General features: G+C 72.9%; 13 protein-coding genes. 6 read left to right on the top strand and 7 right to left on the bottom strand.

What is annotated here, in order from left to right:
- Positions 1–2 precede the first annotated feature (2 nt).
- Positions 3–998: a LacI family DNA-binding transcriptional regulator gene (locus tag ABD332_RS17120; RefSeq protein ID WP_344502923.1), complete on the bottom strand. Its 996-nt coding sequence runs from the start codon at positions 996–998 to the stop codon at positions 3–5.
- 184 nt (positions 999–1182) lie between these two features.
- Here ABD332_RS17120 and ABD332_RS17115 point away from each other — a divergent pair, with 184 nt between their 5' ends.
- The 5 genes from ABD332_RS17115 to ABD332_RS17095 all read left to right on the top strand — a co-directional run bounded on the left by ABD332_RS17115 (position 1183) and on the right by ABD332_RS17095 (position 10438).
- Positions 1183–4398, top strand: a complete 3216-nt coding sequence (locus tag ABD332_RS17115; protein ID WP_344502922.1) for a DUF2961 domain-containing protein — start codon at positions 1183–1185, stop codon at positions 4396–4398.
- Positions 4398–6524, top strand: a complete 2127-nt coding sequence (locus ABD332_RS17110; RefSeq protein WP_344502921.1) for a glycoside hydrolase — start codon at positions 4398–4400, stop codon at positions 6522–6524. Before ABD332_RS17115 ends, ABD332_RS17110 begins: the two co-directional genes overlap by 1 nt.
- A 117-nt stretch (positions 6525–6641) precedes the next feature.
- Positions 6642–8327, top strand: coding sequence for a sugar ABC transporter ATP-binding protein (locus ABD332_RS17105; RefSeq protein WP_344502920.1), 1686 nt, complete (start codon positions 6642–6644; stop codon positions 8325–8327).
- Positions 8324–9397: an ABC transporter permease gene (locus tag ABD332_RS17100; protein ID WP_344502919.1), complete on the top strand. Its 1074-nt coding sequence runs from the start codon at positions 8324–8326 to the stop codon at positions 9395–9397. Before ABD332_RS17105 ends, ABD332_RS17100 begins: the two co-directional genes overlap by 4 nt.
- Positions 9398–9427: 30 nt before the next feature.
- Entirely contained in the window at positions 9428–10438 is a 1011-nt protein-coding gene (locus ABD332_RS17095) for a substrate-binding domain-containing protein (RefSeq protein ID WP_344502918.1), read from the top strand.
- Positions 10439–10490: 52 nt separating this feature from the next.
- On the opposite strand, the gene ABD332_RS17090 is transcribed toward ABD332_RS17095, so the two are convergent.
- Together ABD332_RS17090 and ABD332_RS17085 are read right to left on the bottom strand one after the other, a co-directional pair.
- Complete coding sequence (locus ABD332_RS17090) at positions 10491–12536, bottom strand: N-acetylmuramoyl-L-alanine amidase (protein ID WP_344502917.1); 2046 nt, start codon at positions 12534–12536, stop codon at positions 10491–10493.
- A 20-nt stretch (positions 12537–12556) separates the two neighbouring features.
- Positions 12557–14008, bottom strand: a complete 1452-nt coding sequence (locus ABD332_RS17085) for an FG-GAP repeat domain-containing protein (protein ID WP_344502916.1) — start codon at positions 14006–14008, stop codon at positions 12557–12559.
- A 226-nt stretch (positions 14009–14234) separates the two neighbouring features.
- Between ABD332_RS17085 and ABD332_RS17080 the strand changes: the two genes are divergently transcribed.
- Positions 14235–14981, top strand: coding sequence for an STAS domain-containing protein (locus ABD332_RS17080; protein WP_344502914.1), 747 nt, complete (start codon positions 14235–14237; stop codon positions 14979–14981).
- A gap of 16 nt (positions 14982–14997) precedes the next feature.
- Here ABD332_RS17080 and ABD332_RS17075 read toward each other — a convergent pair whose 3' ends face one another.
- The 4 genes from ABD332_RS17075 to ABD332_RS17060 all read right to left on the bottom strand — a co-directional run bounded on the left by ABD332_RS17075 (position 14998) and on the right by ABD332_RS17060 (position 19490).
- Positions 14998–16899, bottom strand: a complete 1902-nt coding sequence (locus ABD332_RS17075; protein WP_344502913.1) for a CheR family methyltransferase — start codon at positions 16897–16899, stop codon at positions 14998–15000.
- An 82-nt stretch (positions 16900–16981) separates the two neighbouring features.
- A complete protein-coding gene (locus ABD332_RS17070) occupies positions 16982–17830 on the bottom strand; it encodes a chemotaxis protein CheB (RefSeq protein ID WP_344502912.1) in 849 nt (282 codons plus the stop codon).
- A gap of 5 nt (positions 17831–17835) precedes the next feature.
- On the bottom strand, positions 17836–18966 hold the full coding sequence (locus ABD332_RS17065) for a sigma-70 family RNA polymerase sigma factor (protein ID WP_344502910.1): 1131 nt from the start codon (positions 18964–18966) through the stop codon (positions 17836–17838).
- 128 nt (positions 18967–19094) lie between these two features.
- Positions 19095–19490 carry a hypothetical protein gene (locus ABD332_RS17060; RefSeq protein ID WP_344502909.1) on the bottom strand — a complete coding sequence of 132 codons (396 nt, stop codon included), beginning with the start codon at positions 19488–19490 and terminating at the stop codon, positions 19095–19097.
- Between the last annotated feature and the right edge of the window lie 229 nt (positions 19491–19719).

Here is a 19719-nt window from a genome sequence, read left to right as displayed (position 1 = left end):
TCCTAGGGCTTGAGGCTGCTCTCGCGCACCTTCAGCGTCGTCTGAAGGGTGACGGTCGAGGCGGGCCGGTCCGGTTCGGTGATCCGCTCCGCGAGGAGCATCGCCGCGGTCCGGCCCAGCTCGTACGTCGGCTGCGAGACCGTCGACAGCGACGGCCGCACCAGGTGCGCCCACGGGATGTCGTCGAAGCCGATGACGCCCATGCCGGCGGGGACGGCGATGCCGCGGTCGACGACGCACTCGACCGCCCCGACGGTCATGAGGTTGTTGGCGGCGAACACCGCGTCCGGCGGGTCGCCGGCGTCCAGCAGCGACGCCATCGCGGCGTAGCCGCCCTCCTCGCGGTAGTCGGAGTAGCGCACCAGCGCCGCCGGGGTCGCGAAGCCCTGCTCGCGCAGCGCCTGCTGGTAGCCGCGCAGCCGCTGCGCGGCCGTGGACACCTTCCGCGGGCCGGTGATGCAGGCGATGCGGCGGTAGCCGCGTTCGAGCAGGTGCGCGGTGGCCATGTGGGCGCCGTGCTCGTTGTCGACCAGGACGCTGTCGACGTTGGCCCCGCTGATCTGGCGGTCGATGGCGACGACTGGCGTGCCCGCCTCGATCAGCCGGTTCACGTTCGCGGCGTGCCCGGAGCTGGAGATGATCACCCCGGCCATCTGGTCCTGCAGGGCGGCGGTGACGTACTGCGCCTCCTTCGCCGGGTCCTCGTCGCTGTTGCACAGCACGACCGAGTAGCCGGCCCGCTGGGCGACGTCCTCGACGCCGCGGACCATCGCGGTGAAGAACGGGTTCCCGACGTCGGAGATGATCACCGTCCACAGCGTGGTGCGGCTGCGGCGCAGGTTGCGGGCCACCGAGTTGGGCCGGTAGTTGAGCTCGCGCACCGCGTCCTGCACGCGCACGACCATGTCGGGGTCGACGCTGGCCCGCCCGTTGAGCACGCGGGAGACGGTGGCGGGGGAGACCTGCGCCCGTTGTGCGACGTCGTAGATGGTCGCCATGACCTACATCCTTCCAGGCGGCTCCGGAGCGCAATGATGCCACGCCTCGCCGTTGACACCCCCGGAGAAGCGCGGCTACGGTGCTGGAAATCGATTTCTCCGGTGAAACCTTCCTACATATTGACGGACCTGGATGTTAGTCGTCTACTAGCGGGTAATCGATTTCCCCGAAGGGACGCCACCCATGCGAGTCTTGCGAAGAGCCGCCGTAGCGATCCTGCTCATCCCGCTGCTCACCGTCATCGGCGCCGCCCCGCCGGCGGTCGCGGCGGTCGCCGACGACAAGGGCCCGGTCGGCTGGGAGACCTACCGCCGCCTCGACCGGCTGCCCACCCTGTCCGCCGGCACCAGGACGAAGCAGTTCTCCAGCTTCGGCCGCGACGGCTCCAACGACGACGGGTTCGGCGGCACCTACTCCTGCCTGCGCATCGACGGCGGCTGCGTGCTCGCCGAGGACCGCGGCCCGGGGGAGATCCAGTCGATCTGGTTCACCCGCGACGAGGGCAACGTCAGCGCCACCGGCTGGATCCGCATCGAGCTCGACGGCGTCACCGTCGTCGACACCGGCCTGCAGAACCTCGTCAACGGCAACCTCGGCGCGCCGTTCAGCTGGCCGCTGGTCACCAACGCCGACCAGACCTCCGGCGGCGTCACGGTCAAGGTGCCGATGCCGTACCGCAGCAGCATGCGGGTCGTCACCCAGAACAACCCGCTCTTCTACCACGTCGGCTACCGCCAGTTCTCTGACGCCGACGGGGTGACCCGCTTCAACCCCGCCGACCCGGCCACCGACGTCGTCGACAACCTGCGCCAGGCCGGCCTGCGCGACCCCAAGCCGGCCCAGCCCGGCGCGGTCACCACCGCCGTGACCGTCACCGCCCCCGCCGGCGGCCAGGCCACCCTCGCCACGCTCTCCGGGCCGCGGGCGATCACCGCGCTGCGGCTGCGGATCCCCGACGCCGCCGCGACCGAGGCCAACCTCACCGCCCTGCGGGTCCGCATCACGTTCGACGGGCGCACCACGGTGGACGCGCCGGTCGCGGAGTTCTTCGGCGCCGGGCTCGGCGAGCGGACCGTGCGCTCGCTCATGTTCGCCATGGACGCCGCGCCCGGCGGCTGGTACAGCGCCTGGTGGCCGATGCCGTTCGGTACGAGCGCGACCGTCGCGATCGCGAACACCGGTGGCACGTCGATCGGCGGCATCCAGGCCGAGGTGACCTCGGCACCCACGGCCTGGGGCGGCGACCTCGGCCACTTCACCGCCCAGTCGCGGCGTGGCGAGACCGTCAACGGCAAAGACTGGGTCATCGCCGACCAGGCCGGCCGGGGGCGCTTCGTCGGCGTCGCGCAGACCATGCGCGCGCACATCACCGGCGGCAACACCCGCAACTACCTCGAGGGCGACGAGCGGGTGTACGTCGACGGGTCGGCCACCCCGCAGCTGTACGGCACCGGCACCGAGGACTTCTACGAGTCGGGCTGGTACTTCAACCGCGGCGAGTACTCCGGCGTCTTCACCGGCAACACCGGGCACCGCTTCCGCACCGCGGGCTGCGCCGACGAGTGCGACGCCGCGTACCGGCTCATGATCGGCGACGCCGTGTCGTTCACGACCGGGCTGCGCTTCGGCATCGAGCACGGGCCGACCGCCAACGAACCGGCCGACTACGCCTCCACCGCGTTCCTGTACACCCAGCCGACCGCCGCCCTGCGCCTCACCGACACCGTCGTCACCGGCGACGCGGCCAGCCGCGGCGCGCACGCCTACGGCGACGGCGCCGCCTCCCAGTACGGGCTGACGTCGGTCTTCGAGGGCGACAACGACGACGTGTCCACCACCGCCCAGGTGCGCGCCGGCTCGGCGGCGATCTCGTTCCGGGTCGCGACCGACCCCGGCAACTCGGGCGTCCGGCTGCGCCGCACAGGCGACCAGCAGCGCGCCTACCAGCAGGCGGCGGTCGCGGTCGACGGCGTCAGCGCGGGCGTGTGGCTGCAACCGCTCGGCAACGCCGCCCAGCGCTGGCTCACCGACGAGTTCACCCTGCCCGTCGCGCTCACCGCCGGCAAGTCCGCGGTCACGGTCACCCTCACGCCCTCCGGCGGGGCGTGGACGGCGTCGAGGTACAGCGCGCTGAGCATGGTGGCGCCGTTCGCCGACACGACCGCCCCCGGCACGGTGACCGGCCTGACCACCGCCGGAGGGAGGACCCACGCGATCGGCCTCAGCTGGACGGAGGCGAGCGACAACGTCGGCGTGACCGCCTACCGCGTCTACGGCTCGACGAACGCGAGCGTCCCGGTCACCGCGGCGAACCTGCGCGGCACGGTGAGCGGCACGAGCTTCCGGCACGGCCCCCTGCCGGTCGGGCAGACCTGGTACTACCGGGTCGTCGCGGTCGACGCGGCCGGCAACGCGGGCCCCGCGTCGGGTGTCGTCTCCGGCACGACCCGCGGCCGCACGGTCAGCGACGTGAACGGCGACGGCCGCGACGACGCGGTCGCCTTCACCCGCGGCGCCGACGCGGACGTGTTCAGCGCGACGTCGTCCGGCACCGCCTTCGGACCCGCCGTGAAGGGCAACGACTTCTTCGCCCTCGACGGCGAGGTGCCCTTCACCGGCGACGTCGACGGCGACGGCCGCACCGACCTCATCACCTTCACCCGCGGCGGCCCCGCCGACGTGTACGTGGCGCTCGGCAACGGCTCCGGCGGCTTCGGCGCCGGCGTCAAGTGGCACGACTTCTTCGCCGTGGACGCCGAGGTGCCGCTCGTGGGCGACTTCGACGGCGACGGGCGCACCGACATCGTCACGTTCACCCGCGGCACGACCTCCGACGTGTACGTCGCGCTGTCCACCGGCTCCGGGTTCGGCCCCGGCGTGAAGTGGCACGACCACTTCGCCGTCGGCACCGAGACGCCCGTGGTCGGCGACTTCGACGGCGACGGCCGCGACGACATCGCCACCTTCACCGGCGGGTCCGGCGGCAGCGTCTACGTCGCCCTGTCCGACGGCGGCCGTTTCGTGCAGGACGGCTGGCTGTGGCGGTCCGGCTTCGGCGGCGACGCCGTCGCGACCGGGGACTTCAACGGCGACGGGCGCGACGACGTGGCGGTCTTCACCCGCGGATCGACCGCGGACGTCCTCGTCGCACTGTCGTCCGGCGGCGGCTTCGGTACCGCCGGCAAGTGGCACGACAACTTCGCCGTCAACGCCGAACGCCCGGGTGTCGGCGACTTCAACGGCGACGGCAAGGCCGACATCGTCACGTTCACCGGCGATCCGGCGGCCGACGTGTACGTGTCGCTCTCCGACGGCGGGCGCTTCGTGCAGAACGCCTGGCGGTGGCACGACAACCTGGGCGGCGGCGCGTCCACGGTCGCGCGGCCGAGCGTGCCGTGATGCGCGCCGCCGCGCTCTGCTCCGCTGTGGTGACCGTGGGGGCCCTGCTGATTCCGGCAGGGCCCGCCCGGGCCGCCGACGCGCCCGTGAAGCTCGAGGCGGAGTCGCTGCTGCCGGCGGTGTCCGCCACCGCGCCGGTCGAGGCGCAGCCGGACTGCTGCGGCGTGACCTGGTCCGGCGGGCGGCAGCTGTGGTTCCGCGCCGCCCGGGCCGGCGACACGGTCACCGTCACCCTGCCCGCCGTCACCCCCGGCCAGTACGACCTGGGCGGGGCCCTGACCCGCGCCGCCGACTACGGCACGCTGCGCTTCGCCGTCGACGGGGTCGCGGTCGGCCAGCTCTTCGACGGCTACGCGCCGTCCGTCCAGCGCACCGGCGCCGTGCCGCTCGGCTCGGTCGCGCTCACGGCCGGCACGCACCGGTTCACGGTCACCGTCACCGGCCGGGCCCCGGCCTCGTCGGGCTTCTTCGCCGGGCTCGACACGATCACGCTGCAGCGGGTCGGGGCGCTGCCGGCGGTGACCACGACGACCTACGAGACCGTCGCGGAGACCCCGTCGCGGGGCGCGCTCACCCGCGTCTACGACCCGGGCGTGGGGGAGTCCTCCGCCTGGTACTTCAACGACCACACGATCGTGCGGCACCAGGGCACCGGCGTGTGGCACGCGTTCGGCATCACGCACGCCGAGCCGGGCGCGCCGCTGCAGGAGACGATGTTCGGGCACGCGACCGCGCCGTCGCCGACCGGGCCGTGGACGAAACAGCCGCCGGCCCTCGTGGCGTCGCCGGCCGCCGGGGAGCAGTGGATCTGGGCGCCGCACGTCGTCCACGACAACGGCGTCTACTACATGTTCTACGCCGCCGGGAACCCCGACTACACGCGGTACCGGATGCACCTGGCGACGTCGACGGACCTGGTCACCTGGACGCGCAGCCCGGCGAACCCGCTGTTCACCGACGGGTGGGAGGCGCGGGACCCGATGGTGACCCGGGTCGGCGACCAGTGGGTCATGTACTACACGGCCACGACCGCGCCCGGCGGCGGCAACCACATCGTCGGCTACCGCACCAGCACCGACCTGCGCACGTGGAGCGCCCGCGGCACCGCGTTCACCTCGCCGTTCACGGGACAGGCGGCCGGGCAGACCGAGTCGCCGTTCGTGGTGCGGCGCGGCGAGTGGTGGTACCTGTTCGTCTGCTGCGACGGCGTCGACTACGGCGCCGCGTACCGGCGCACGGCGGTCTTCCGCAGCCGCGACCCGCTGCGCTTCGACGGGGCGGAACGGGTGGCGGTCCTCGACGCGCACGCCGCCGAGGTGGTGGTCGACGGGTCCGCCTGGTACCTCAGCCACGCCGGCTGGGGCATGGGCGGGCTGTGGCTGGCGCCGCTGCAATGGACCTCGGGCGTGGTCGCGCGGGGACGGGTGGTCAGCACCGGCTTCCTGCGCGCCGACATCCGCACCTGGCCGTCGGCGCGGATCGCCTCCCTGGCGGTGGACCCGGGCGGCGGCGGGGCGTACCGGCCGGCGCTGGACTCGTCGTTCCGGGGGACCGGGCCGTACCTGGCCGTCGGCGGCTTCGGGGTCACCGACGCGGCGGGGGCGCCGGCGCGAATCGACGTGTCCGCGGACGGGTCCCGGATCAACCTGGCCGGCATCCCGTTCGGCGACGAGCCGGTGACCGCCGACTGGCTGCTCACGGTCGCGCCGCGCTGGACCGGCCCGGCGCTGCAGAGCGACGTGGTCTGGTCGGTCCGCGGCCCCACGACCGCCGGGGTGTGGGAGGTCGCGTTCAACGTCGACGGCGCGCTGCCGATGGTCGGCGACCCGTCGGTGGAGGCCCGCCCGACCGGCGACGTCAGCGGGATGCCGCCCTGGTCGATGCTGTCCGCCGACGGGCTGTCGGTGGTGTCGTCGCACCGCTGGGCGTCGGCGTGGCGGGGCGACAACATCTGGTACGACGCCGGGCACGCCGGGGCCGCGTGGCAGCCGCTGTGGCGCTCCGGCGGGACCGCGTGGGCGCCGGGGCAGTACCCGGGCGGGACGTGGCGGTTCGCCGCCAGCGGGGTCCGCCGGGACGTCGCCTTCGCCGGCACCGTCCAGGCCCAGATCAACGCGACACCGTGATCCATGTTGATCATTACGACACCGCTACGAGACCTTGACAGGGTAGTGACGGTCTTCTACGTTCCACGGTGAGAAATCGATTTCTCGCTGTTGAGACGTCTCGTTGGAGTGATGCCTATGAGCGCGACCCAGGCACTCGTCACGATGACCGGCATCACGAAGCAGTTCGGGGGCGTGGTCGCCTGCGCCGGGGTCGACTTCTCGGTCCGCACCGGCGAGGTGCACGCGCTGCTCGGCGAGAACGGCGCCGGCAAGTCGACGCTCATGAACGTGCTGTCCGGTGTGGTCACCGACTACACCGGGCAGATCACGGTCGGCGGCGAACCGGTGCGCTTCCAGGGGCCGGCCGACGCGCAGGCGGCCGGCATCGCGACGATCCACCAGGAGCTCGACCTGGTGCCGGGGCTGTCGGTGGCGGAGAACCTGGTCCTCGGCCGGGAGCCGCGCAACCGGCTGCGGCTGCTGGACCGCCGGGCGATGCTGGGCAACGCCCGGGAGCAGCTGCGGCAGCTCGGCGCCGAGCTCGACCCGCGCCGGCCCGTCGGCGCGCTGCGCGTCGGCGAGCAGCAGCTGGTCGAGATCGCCAAGGCGCTGTCGCTCGACGCGCGGGTGCTCGTCATGGACGAGCCGACCGCGGCGCTCGCCGACGCCGAGGTGCGCCGGCTCTTCGCCACCATCGACGAGCTGCGCCGCCGCGGTGTCGGCATCGTCTACATCTCCCACCGCATGGAGGAGATCGAGCGGATCGCGGACCGGGCGACGGTGCTGCGCAACGGCGGCGTCGCCGGCACGGTCGACCCGCGCGCCGCAGGCCCGGGCGAGATCATCTCGCTGATGGTCGGCAGGTCCGTGGAGACGCTCTTCGGCTCGGCGGAGACGGAGGTCAGGGCGGAGGAGGGCGCGCCGCTGCTCGAGGTCGCCGGCCTGGCCGTGCGGCCGAGGACCCGGCGGCCCGGGCGGTGCGAGCCGGCCGGGGTCACGCTCACGGTGCGCGCGGGCGAGATCGTGGGCCTCGCCGGGCTCATGGGGGCGGGCCGCACCGAGCTGCTCGAGACGCTCTTCGGGGCCGGTCCGGCGGGGCGCCGGAGCGGCTCGGTCCGCCTCGACGGGGCGCCGTACGCGCCGGGCGGCCCGCGCCGGGCGCTGCGGCACGGCGTCGGGTTCGTGCCGGAGGACCGGCGCGGCTCGGCGCTCGTGCTCGGCCACTCGACCGGGCGCAGCATCGCGCTCACCGCGCTGGACCGGCTGAGCACCGCCGGGATCGTCCGGCGCCGGCGGGAGCGCGCGGCGGTGCTCGGCAAGATCGCCGAGCTGGCCATCAAGACCCCGTCGACGGCCGTGCCCGTCGGGGCGCTGTCCGGCGGCAACCAGCAGAAGGTCGTGTTCGCCCGGCAGCTGCTCGCGCGGCCGCGCCTGCTGCTGCTCGACGAGCCGACCCGCGGCGTCGACATCGGCGCCAAGGCCGAGATCTACCGGCTGCTGCACCGGCTCGCCGACGACGGGATGGGCATCCTGCTCGCCTCGTCAGAGCTGCCGGAGCTGCTCGGCGTCTGCGACCGGATCGTGGTCCTGCGCGCCGGGCGGACGGTGGCCGACCTGCCGGCGGCGCGCACCGACGCGGCGGCCGTCCTCGCCGCGGCCATGGGCACGACCCGCGCCGCCGCCGTCAGCGCGACGGACGCCCCCGCGCCCGGAGCGGACATCGAGGTGGCCGGCGCCGCCGGTACACCTGCCGCCGCCGCGACCGGAGAAGGCGTGGCCACACACGAGAAGCCGGATCACTCTTCGAGGGAGTCAGCGTGATCGACGAGCAGACGCCGGCCGCCGGCACCACCGGGCTCAAGGCATCCCTCAGCACCTCGGTGGCGCGCTGGCTGCGCCGCCCCCGCAGCCGCCGCGAACTCATCGACCGGCTCTTCACGGTGCAGAGCCTGTTCGCGCTCGTGGTGGTGTTCGTCGCCGCGGTCATCGCGTCGCCGACCCGCGGCGGCGAGAACCTCTTCCTGTCCACCGGCAACCTCGGCAACATCGTCCGGGCGGTGTCGGAGATCGGCATCATCGCGATCGGCATGACGTTCGTGGTGCTGCTCGGCGGCATCGACCTGTCCGTCGGCGCGATCCTCGGGCTGTCGGCCGTCGGCACCGCCACGCTGATGGTCGACTCCGGCTACGGGATCCTGCCGGCGGTCCTGGCGGTCCTCGCCATCGGCGCGGTCTTCGGCGCCCTGCAGGGCTACGCGACGGCGCGGCTGGGCATCCAGTCGTTCATCGTCACGCTCGCCGGGCTCCAGGTCGCCCGCGGCCTGGCCCGCATCTGGTCCGGCGGGCTCGGCATCCCGATCGCGTACGGCGACGGCCCCAAGGAGGCGCCGCCCGCGTTCGAGATCCTCAACGGCTCGATCAACGGCGTGGTGCCGGTGCCGGCCGTGCTCTTCATCGCCATCGGCGTCGCCGCCGTCGTCGTGCTGCGCACCACCGCGTTCTCGCGGCACGTCTACGCGATCGGCGGCAACGAGAAGGCGGCCCGGCTCTCGGGCGTCCCGGTCACCCGGGTCAAGGTCGCCGTGTTCGCCATCGCCGGGCTCCTCGCGGCGGTGGCCGGGGTCGTCCACGCGGGCCAGCTCAACCAGGGCAGCCCCAACGACGGTGCCGGGTACGAGCTGGACGCCATCGCCGCGGTGGTGATCGGCGGCACCAGCCTGTCCGGGGGCTCCGGCTCGATGGGCGGCACCCTGGCCGGCGCGCTCCTGCTCGGCATCCTCAACAACATCCTCGCGCTCAACAACATCGACGCCAACGTCCAGCTGCTCATCAAGGGCCTGGTCATCGTGGCCGCCGCCGGCCTGCAGAAGCTGCACCGCAGCGTCGTCTGACACCCCAACCCCATCCACCAGGAGCGATCAATGCGTACCCGTACCAGCACGCTCGCCCTGCTCGCCGCCGGCGCGCTGCTCGCCACCTCCGCGTGCAGCGTGGAGACCCAGTCGGAGCAGAACAAGGCCGCCGGGGCGTCGGGAGCCGCCGCCTGCGGCACCGGCAAGGAGTTCCTCATCGGCATGTCGCAGGCGAACAACGCCGAGCCGTACCGGCAGGTCATGAACAACGACGTCCAGACCGCGGCGAAGGCGGTCCCCGGCTTCAAGGTGGTCGTCTCCGACGCCGCGCAGGACAACAGCAAGCAGGTCGCCGACGTCGAGAGCTTCCTGACCCAGAAGATCAACCTGCTGATCATCTCGCCGAACGAGGCGAAGCCGCTCACCGCGGTCGTGAAGAAGGCGTACGACCAGGGGATCCCGGTCATCGTGCTGGACCGCAAGGTCGAGGGCGACGCCTACACCGCGTTCATCGGGGGAGACAACGTTGCCATCGGCAAGGCCGCCGGCGAGTACTACGCCAAGACCCTGCTGCCCAACGGCGGCAAGGTGATCGAGATCGCCGGCCTGCCGGGCTCGACCCCGGCGAAGGAGCGGGCGGACGGCTTCCGCGCCGGCATCGCGGGCAACCCGAAGATCGAGATCGTGGCGTCGCAGCCCGGCGACTGGCTGCGGGAGAAGGGCCAGTCGGTGGCGGACGCGCTGCTCAAGGCGCACCCGGACGTCGCGGCCGTCTACGCGCACAACGACCCGATGGCCGAGGGCGCGTATCTCGCCGCCAAGGCCGCGGGCCTCGAGACGAAGATCAAGTTCACCGGCATCGACGCGCTGCCCGTGCCGTCGGGCGGCATCAAGGCCGTCGAGCAGGGCCGGCTCGCCGCGACGTTCCAGTACGCCACCGGCGGCCGCGAGGCGGTCGACCTGGCCAGGAAGATCCTGGTCGACTGCTCCAAGGACGTCCCGCGCAGCACGACCCTCGGCACGCAGCAGATCACCAAGGACAACGCCGCCGAGGTCTACACCAAGCTCGGCGGCTCCTGACGGGTCATGGAGAGGCGCCCCACCCCGCCCGGGGGGGGGGCTCCTTTCTGCGCTACAGCGTGGTCTCGCCGTTGAGACCGAAGAAGTCGTGCCACTTGGCGCCGCCGAGGAACGCGGTGCCGGTGGAGAGGCCCACGTACACGTCGTTCGTGGTGCCCTTGGTGAAGACGATGATGTCGTCCTTCCCGTCGCCGTTGACGTCACCGAGGTACGGGAACTCCCCGGCGATGCAGAAGAAGTCGTTCCACTTCACCGTGGTGCCGGCGAAGGCCGTGCCGGTGGAGGTCGCCGCGTAGACGTCGGCGTCGGCGTTGCAGGTGAAGGTGACGATGTCGGCCTTGCCGTCGCCGTTGATGTCACCGACCCGCGGCTGCTCGGCGCCGACGGCGAAGAGGTCGTGCCACTTCTGCGGCGCGCCGAACGACGCGCCGTTGGACAGCGCCACGATCACGTCCGAGGCGCTCGCGGGGCCCTGGGTGAACGTGATGATGTCGGCCTTGCCGTCGCCGTCGACGTCACCGACCGCCGGGTACTCGCCCGCGATGGAGAAGAACTCGTGCCACTTCACGCCCGGGCCGAAGCCGGTGCCGGTGGACAGCGCCACGTAGACGTCGGCGGCGGCGTCGTGCGTGAAGGTGATGATGTCGTCCTTGCCGTCGCCGTTGACGTCGCCGACCGCGGGCACCTCCGCGCCGGGCGCGAACCAGTCGTGCCACTTCACCCCGGCGCCGAACGACGTGCCGTTGGACAGCCCCACGTACACGTCGCCGAGGGTGCCGCCGGTGAACACGACGATGTCGTCCTTGCCGTCGCCGTTGAAGTCGCCGGTCAGCGGGGTCTCGCCGGTGAGGCCGAAGTAGTCGTTCCACTTCACCGACGTGCCGGCGAAGCCCGTGCCGGTCGACGTCGACACGTACACGTCGTTGAGCGTGCCCTGGGTGAAGGTGACGATGTCGTCCAGCTCGTCACCGTTGAAGTCCGTCGGCGAGCCGGCGAAGTACCTGCCGCCCGCGCCGCCACCGCCCTGGTTGACCAGGGAGATGTAGTAGTTCCAGTTCCAGTTGGGGCCCGGGTCGGTGTGGTCGTTGCCGGGGATCTCGTTGTGTCCCTTGATCCCGGTGCGGTTCTTCGGGATGCCGTACTTGTCGCAGAGGTAGCGGGTGAGCGCCGCCGACGAGCGGTACATCGCGTCGGTGAACCACGCCGGGTTGTCCACGTAGCCCTCGTGCTCGATGCCGACGCCGTACGCGTTGGCGGAGCGGGCGTGGTAGGCGGTGTCGCCCTCCCGCACCATCTGGGTGATCTCGCCGTTGCTGGACTTGACGACGTAGTGCGCGCTCACGCCGGCGGCCGGGTTCTGGAACCAGTTGACCGTGCCGGCGTAGGAGCCCTGGGTCACGTGGATGACGACCGTGGTGATCCGGCTGGAGCGGCCCGCGCCGTAGTTGGCGGCGTTGGCCGGGACCCACCGCGCCGGGCCGTACTCGGGCAGGGCGGCCAGGGACGCCTTCGGCGCCCCGGCGGGCTGGACGGCGGCGAACCTGCCCAGCTCGGGCTGGACCTTCCGGGCGGCGAGCACCCCCGTGACGCCGTCGCGCAGCAGGTCGTAGACGTGGTCGGCGGACAGGCGGGCGGTCGCGTCGTCGACGGCGGAGGCGTAGGCCGCGACCACCGGGTACCAGGCGGCGATCCGGCCCCGGTCCCCGGCCTTCAGGCCCTGCGCGTCGGCGAGGTCGCGCAGGACCGCCGCGCCGCCGCGGATGTTCGCCGGGGTGTCCAGCCGCAGCCGGGCGACGGGCTCGCCGGTGAGCCGCGCGGCGCGCTCCAGGCTGTGGTTGCCGGGGTTGCTCGCCAGGTGCATCACGCCGTACCCGTTGTCCTGGCTGGGCCTGCCGCCGTGCCCGTCGAGGCGGGTCTCGCCGTAGCCGACGGCGACGAGCAGGTCGCGCGGGACGCCAGACTCGCCGGCGGCCCGGTCGAACGCGGCGTCGAGAGGGCTTCGCGCGGGTGCGGCCGCGGCCGCCGTGGTGGTCGTCGTCGCGGCCAGCGCGGCCGCGAGGAGGGCGCTCGCGCCGCGGCGCAACCAGGTCGATGCCATGGGGGTCTCCCGTCGGGGGCTCACAGGGTCGCCTCGCCGTTGAGGCCGAAGAAGTCGTGCCACTTCGCGCCGCCGAGGAAGGCGGTGCCGGTCGAGATGCCGACGTACACGTCGTTGGTGGCGCCCTTGGTGAACACGACGATGTCGTCTTTGCCGTCGCCGTTGGCGTCCGCGAGGTACGGGAACTCACCGGCGAGGCAGAAGAAGTCGTTCCACTTCACGGTCGTGCCGGCGAAACCCGTGCCGGTGGAGACCGCGGCGTAGACGTCGGCGTCGGCGTCGCAGGTGAAGGTGACGATGTCGGCCCTGCCGTCGCCGTTGATGTCGCCGACCCGGGGCAGCTCGGCGCCGACCGCGAACAGGTCGTGCCACTTCTGTGCGGCCCCGAACGACGTGCCGGTGGACAGGGCCACGATGACGTCGGCGGCGCTCGCCGGGCCCTGGGTGAAGGTGATGATGTCGGCCTTGCCGTCGCCGTTGACGTCGCCGACGGCCGGGTACTCGCCGAACGGGGCGAAGAACTCGTGCCACTTCACGCCCGGGCCGAAGCCGGTGCCGGTGGACAGCGCCACGTAGACGTCGCCGGCCGGGTTGTGCGTGAACGTGATGATGTCGGCCTTCCCGTCGCCGTTGACGTCGCCGACCGCGCCGATCTCCGCACCGGGCGCGAACCAGTCGTGCCACTTCTGTGCGGCCCCGAACGACGTGCCGGTGGACAGCGCCACGTACACGTCGCCGGTGTTGCTGTGCGCGAACGTGACGACGTCGTCCTTCCCGTCGCCGTTCACGTCGCCGGTCGAGGCGGTCTCGCCGCCGATGGAGAAGAAGTCGTGCCACTTCACCGACGTGCCCGCGAACGCGCTGCCGGTGGAGGGCGCCACGTACACGTCGGCGCTCGCGTTCTGGGTGAACGTCAGGATGTCGTCGCGGCCGTCGCCGTTGACGTCGGTCCTCGAACCGGCGGCGATGGACGCGGTGCGGGCCGCCTCGGCGAGCAGCGTGCGCGCCTTGGCGGCGACCTGGTCGTAGCGGTCGGGGAAGCCGGAGCGCTGCACGCACTGGGCGACCTGCCCGGCGCTGTAGCCGGGGTTGTTGCGGTCGCAGGTGATGGCGCGCGTGACGTACTGCGTCGAGGCGTAGACCGGGTCCATGATCTGCTCGGCGGTGCCCCAGCCGTAGTCCCAGCGCTGCTGGAAGACGCCGAGCGAGGTCTTGTCGCCGCACGGCAGGTTGTTCATGTGCGACTCGACCCAGCCGGCCTCGAACGCCGACAGCATCACCTTGTCGTCGGCGTTGAAGCCGCGGGCGACGCGGTACACGATCGTGGTGACCGCCGGGTCGTGACCGGACGGGATGGACGGGCAGGCGAGGATGCGGTCCTGCGCGGCCGACGCCGCCGGTGGGGCGGCGGCGACCGCCGCGGTGATGGTGAGGCAGAGCGCGGCCAGCAACGCCGCAGGGGTGCGTCTCACGGTGCTCCTTCGGGTTCTTGGGCAGCTCAAGATGGGTGTCCCGGGATCCGGGGCACCTGTCGCGAGGAGGTGAGAAATCGATTGCTGATGAGTGTCTTCAGTCAGCGTCATCGATGTCAATGGCCTGGTGAAGGAAATCTTCGCCCGTCACTGTGCGGTGGGCAGAGATTGACGCCCCTGGCCGGCCCCGCGCGCGGCGGGGCCGGGTCGGGGCTACAGTCGACCCGTGCCGGCCGACCTCCTCGTCTGCGACCTGGAGCACAGGCCGCCGCTGGCCTACGTGACCGCGCGGGGCACGCTCGACCCGCTCACCGCCACGGTGCTCCGGCAGTCCGTGCTCAAGGCGCTGACCGGGGAGCCGGCCGCGGTGCTCGTCGACCTCGCCGGGGTGACGGTCGCCGATCCGGTCGCGCTGACGGTGTTCCTCTCGCTGTCGCGGGCGGCGGCCGCCTGGCCCGGCGCGCAGATCGTCATCCACTCGGCCGCGCCCGCCGTCGCCCGTGACCTCGACAGCTTCGCGATCGTCCGGCACACCGCGGTCGCCGCGGGCCTGGCGGAGGCGGAGGCCCTCGCCGCCCGGCAGGAGGGGGCCGTGCAGGTCGGGTGGGACGTCCACGGCCTGGCCGGGGGCCTGGCCGGGGGCCTGGCCGGGGGCCTGGCCCAGTCCCGCGACGTGGTGCGGGCCTTCTGCCGGCGGCACGGCCGCGAGGCGCTCACCGGCCACGCCGAGCTGGTGATCACCGAGCTGGTCGTCAACGCGTTCCGGCACGGGGCCGCGCCGGTCACCGCCTGGGTGTCGATCCGCGGGCGGTACCTGCACCTGGCGGTCCGCGACCGGGCGCCCTCGCTGCCCCGCCTGCCCGCCCCGGCCGGCAGCGTCGGCGGCCTCATGATCGTCGAGGCGCTGACGGTGGCCTGGGGCGCCACCCGCACCGCGGACGGCAAGACCGTCTGGTGCACCCTGCGCCCCTGAGGGGCGGGACCGGGGTCTAGTGCCCGGTCTGCTGCCCGTCAGGGGTGGCGGCCGGGTCCGGCTGGGCCGGGTCGTCGGTGGGTGTCACCGGGTCCATGACGAGGATGGCGCCGGCGGCGGTGTCGTTGCCGTCGACCAGCAGGTTCGCGGCGATGCGCAGCGAGGTCGGGCGGCCGCGGCGGTTGATGGCGCTCAGCGTCAGGTGGTCCTGGGCCGGGCCGGGGCCGAGGACCGAGCGGATCAGCGGCCGGAGCCGGTCGGTGGGCAGGCCGATGTCGAGGTTGAGGAAGTGCTGGCCGACGGCCTCCTCGGCGCGGATGCCCCACAGGTCGTCCATGCGCCGGTTCCAGACCATGACGCGCAGCTCCGGGTCCAGCACGACGACCCCGGAGCGCAGGCTGCTGAGGATCGCCTGGAGGAAGACGTTCGACTCGTGCACCTCGCCGGTGCGGTCCTGCAGCTCCTCGTTGATGGCCTGCAGCTCGTCGTTCGTGGACTGCAGCTCCTCGTTCATCGTCTCCAGCTCCTCGTTCGTGGACTGGAGCTCCTCGTTGGTGGTCTCCAGCTCCTCGACCGTGGACTGCAGCTCCTCGTTGGTGGTCTCCAGCTCCTCGTTGGTGGACTGCAGCTCCTCGTACGCCGCCTCCAGCTGCTGGTTCGAGTGCTCCAGCTCCTGCTGCAGGCGCCGCGCCGTGGTGATGTCCTGGAAGACGATCGCCACGCCGAGCAGCTCGCCGGAGCCGGCGGTGAGCGGGTGGATCTGCACGTCGAGGTGGAACTTCTCACCCTGGCCGGTGGTGTACTGCACGTCGGCGACCCGGACGACCCGGCGGTCGGTCCTGGCCTTCTCGATGTGCCCGCGCAGCTCCACCGGCCGGTAGGAGAGGTCCAGGTCGCGGAACGGCCGGCCGCAGTCCGAGGACGACAGCCCGAACAGCGTCTCCGCCTGATGGTTGACGAGCGCGACCACCCCCCTGTCGGTGATCACGATCTGCGCGACCGGGCCGGCCGTGAACGCCTCGTGCCGCAACAGGTCCAGGCCGGTGAGCCGCGAGGCGTCGAGCGCCGGCGCCGGGACGGCGAGGACCGGGTCGCCGAGGAACGCCGGGCGGGCGGCCCGGCGGAACACCCGCCGCTTCAGGTCGACCGGCGCGAACAGGCTGGTGTGGCTCAGCAGCATCTCCGCCTTGCCGAGGAACAGCAGCCCGGCCGGCGCCAGCGCGAAGTGGAACCTGGTGAGGATCCGCGCCTGCGTCTCGGCGTTGAAGTACATCAGGGTGTTGCGGCAGACGAGCAGGTCGATGCGCGAGATCGGCGCGTCCTGGACCAGGTCGTTGCGGCCGAAGATGACCGACCGGCGGAGGTCCTTGCGGAAGCTGTACCGGTTGCCGGTGACGTCGAAGTAGCGCTCCAGCATCCCGTCGGGCAGGGCCTGCACGTCGCGCTCGTTGTAGACGGCCTGCCGGGCCTGGGCGAGGCCCTCCTCGTCGACGTCCGTCGCGTAGATCTTGACCCGGCGCCGGAACTCGTCGGGGCCGAGCACCTCGCACAGCAGCATCGCCAGGGTGTACGCCTCCTCGCCGGACGCGCACCCGGCGCTCCAGATCCGCAGCGGCGCGTCCGGCTTCGACTCGGCCAGCATCCGCGGGATCAGCTCGGTGCGCAGGTAGTCCCACGGCTCCGAGTCACGGAAGAAGCTCGTGACGTTGATGAGGATCGTGTTGAACAGCGTCGTGAACTCGTCCGGGTGCACCTGGAGCTGGTCGAGGTACTCGCTGTAGCCGTGCATGCCGAGCTGCGTGATCCGCCGGTCGACCCGGCGCATCAGGCTGGAGCGCTTGTACCCCGTGAAGTCGAAGCCCCGTGCCTCCTTGAGGTACGTGAGCAGCGCCTCAAAGGCATAGTCCGGCCCGGTCATCGTCACCCTTCCGTAGAGCCGCCACTGACGAACCGTACCGCCAGGGGCCGGCGTCGACACGGTCGCCACAGGGCGCGTCGCGCTACTGCCCGGCGGCGCCGATCCGGATGATCAGCTCGCGGATCACCGCGCCGGCGCGGGACGCCTCGGCGCCGGCCCTCTGGTAGCGCTCGGCGGTCGTGACGCTGCCGCGGTCCAGCGCCGTCGCCGACATGCGCTCGCTCAGCTCGGCCTTCTCCTCGAGACTGCGCACCGCCACCCGGAGCGCGTCCGTCACCCCCGCCGGCAGGTCCGGCAGGCCGGGCACCGGTCGCGGCGGCTCGGTGGGCAGCGGGTCCGGACGCGTGACGCCGGCGCCGGCGACAGCCGCGGCGAAGGCCGCCAGCGCGGGGGCGAGGCGGGCCACCGGCAGGACGTGGCAGCCGGAGACGCGCTCGGCCGCGTTGCGGGGCATCCGCGGGAACAGCGCCTCCTGCGGTGCCTGCGCGAAGGCCGCACCGCCACGGGCCACGACCGCCCGCAGCCCGCCGGTGCCGTCGTCGCCGCTGCCCGACAGCACCACCCCGGCGACCAGCGGCCCCCAGTGCCGCGCCGCCGACCGGAACAGGGGGTCGATCGCCGGCCGGTGCCCGTGCTCCTGCGGATCCGGCGACAGCCGGACGTGGTCGCCGTCGAGCAGCAGGTGCCGGTCGGCGGGTGCCACGTACACGTGACCGGCCAGCAGCGGCGCGCCGTCGGGCGGATGGCTGGCGGGCAGGGCGCCGGCCCGCGACAGGATCCGTGGCAGGGCGCTGACCATGGTCGGCGGGATGTGCAGGGTCACGCAGACTGCGGCCGGCAGGCCGGCGGGCAGGCCGGCGATCAGCGTCCGCAGCGCCTCGACGCCGCCCGCGGACGCGCCGACCACGACGACGGCCCTCGGGGCGGCCACCGTGCTCACTCCGTCAGCCGTCGGCGCAGCAGGTCGAGCGTCTGCTGCAGCAGCCGCGAGACCTGCATCTGCGACAGGCCGAGCTCGCGGGCGATCTCCGCCTGGGTGAGGTTGCCGTAGAAGCGCAGGCCGATGATCCGCCGGGCGCGCTCCGGCAGCTCGGCCATGACGACCGCGATCGAGCTGCGGTACTCCACCAGGCCGAACGCCGGGTCGTCGCCGCCGAGGGCGTCGATCAGCGTCGCGTTGTCGAAGTCGGACCCGGGGCCCGGCGCGTTCAGCGACAGCGGCCGGTCCGCGAACGTCGCGCCGAGCATCTCCACGACCTCCTCCTCGCCGACGCCCAGGTCCGCGGCGACGTCGGCGGCGGTCGGCGAGCGGCCGAGCCGCTGGGTGAGGTCGTCGCGGGCGAGTCCCGCGGCGAGGCGCAGCTCCTGCAGCCGGCGCGGCATCCTGATGCCCGGGGTCTGGTCGCGGAAGAACCGCTTGAGATCGCCGACGACGGTCGGCGTCGCGTACGCACCGAACTCCACCCCGCGGGACGAGTCGAAGCCGTCGACGGCCTTGACCAGCGCCAGCGACGCGATCTGCGTGAGCTCGTCGAGGTGCTCCCCGGCACCGGCGTAGCGCCGCGCCAGCCGGTGCGCGGCGGGCAGGCACAGCTCGATGATCGACCCGCGGGCCCGGCCGTGGTCGGGCCCGCCGGCCGGCATCGCGTGCAGCCGGTCGAGCAGGCCGGTCACCTCGATGGGCCACTGGTCGGGACCGGGGCGCAGGCTGCCGAGGTCGACGACGCGACGGTCGGCCCGCTCGGACCGGCAGACCCGGTCGTACGCCCCGAACTGCTTCGCGACCCCGGTGATCTCCAGCGCGGTCAGCGCGGCGCCGGTCGCGCCCACCAGCCGCAGCTCGCCGCCGAGCTGCCCGGCGCGCTCGCGCAGCCACAGCAGGTTCCTGATCGACGCGGCGTCGATGACCCGCAGCTGGGAGGCGTCGACGACGATCCGGCACCGTCCGGCGTCGAACAGCTCGAACAGCACCTGCCGCACGTACGGCACGGTCGCGTAGTCGACCGAGCCGGCGACCTCCACGAGGTCCTCGTCGCGCTGGGATGACACCGTGATCGTCAGGTCCATCTGACTCCCTGTGGCGGCACGCGGGGGCGGTCGCGCCGCGCGCTCCCTCAAGTCTCCCTCTCGCCGGGGCGCTTGAAGAGGTGATACCCGCGGATGGCCGCCGAATCGCAGCAATCACCCCGAGTCGATCACGCCTGGGTCGGTGACCGCCGGTCCTGCCCGGGCGGCGGCGCGGTGTTCTCGACGGCGGGTGGGACGCGGGTGGCCGCCCCCACCGGGAAGGAGCCGGGCGCGCGGGCGAGGCGGGGGGCCACCTGCTCGAACAGCTCCAGCAGCCGGGCCCGGGCCGCCGCGACCTCCCGCTGCCGCTCCCGCAGCATCGCGGAGGCCAGCCGCGCCTGCCCGGCGGCCGCCCGGCTCGCCTCCGCGGCGACCCGCGCGCTCGCCCGGGCCGCCGACCCGCTCAGCCGCAGCGGCTCCGTCTGTGGCTCCGTCTGTGGCTCCGTCTGTGGCTGGGTCCGCGGCTGGGTCCGCGGTGCCGCGGGAGAGATGTCTGGTCGGTCGACGGATCGATACGCGGACATGAGGCGCATTCCTCGGAGCTCACAGCCGACCCACTCGGCCCGTGCACGGAATGGGCGCTGTCGCGCCCGCGGCTCATGTCCGAACCGGCCCTCATCGTACCGCCGCGCGACGATGCGGGCCCGCCTCGGCGCGTACCGGCATCGACGGGCTCATCGTCGTCGATTCACTAGGTTAATCGTAAGGATTGTTGACAGTTTACGTATCGACTCGTACCTTACCGATGGTCAC

Source organism: Dactylosporangium maewongense (assembly GCF_039531485.1).
GTDB classification, from domain to species: Bacteria; Actinomycetota; Actinomycetes; order Mycobacteriales; family Micromonosporaceae; genus Dactylosporangium; species Dactylosporangium maewongense.
Note: the sequence above shows the minus strand (reverse complement) of the source record. Positions and strands in the feature narration are given on the sequence as shown.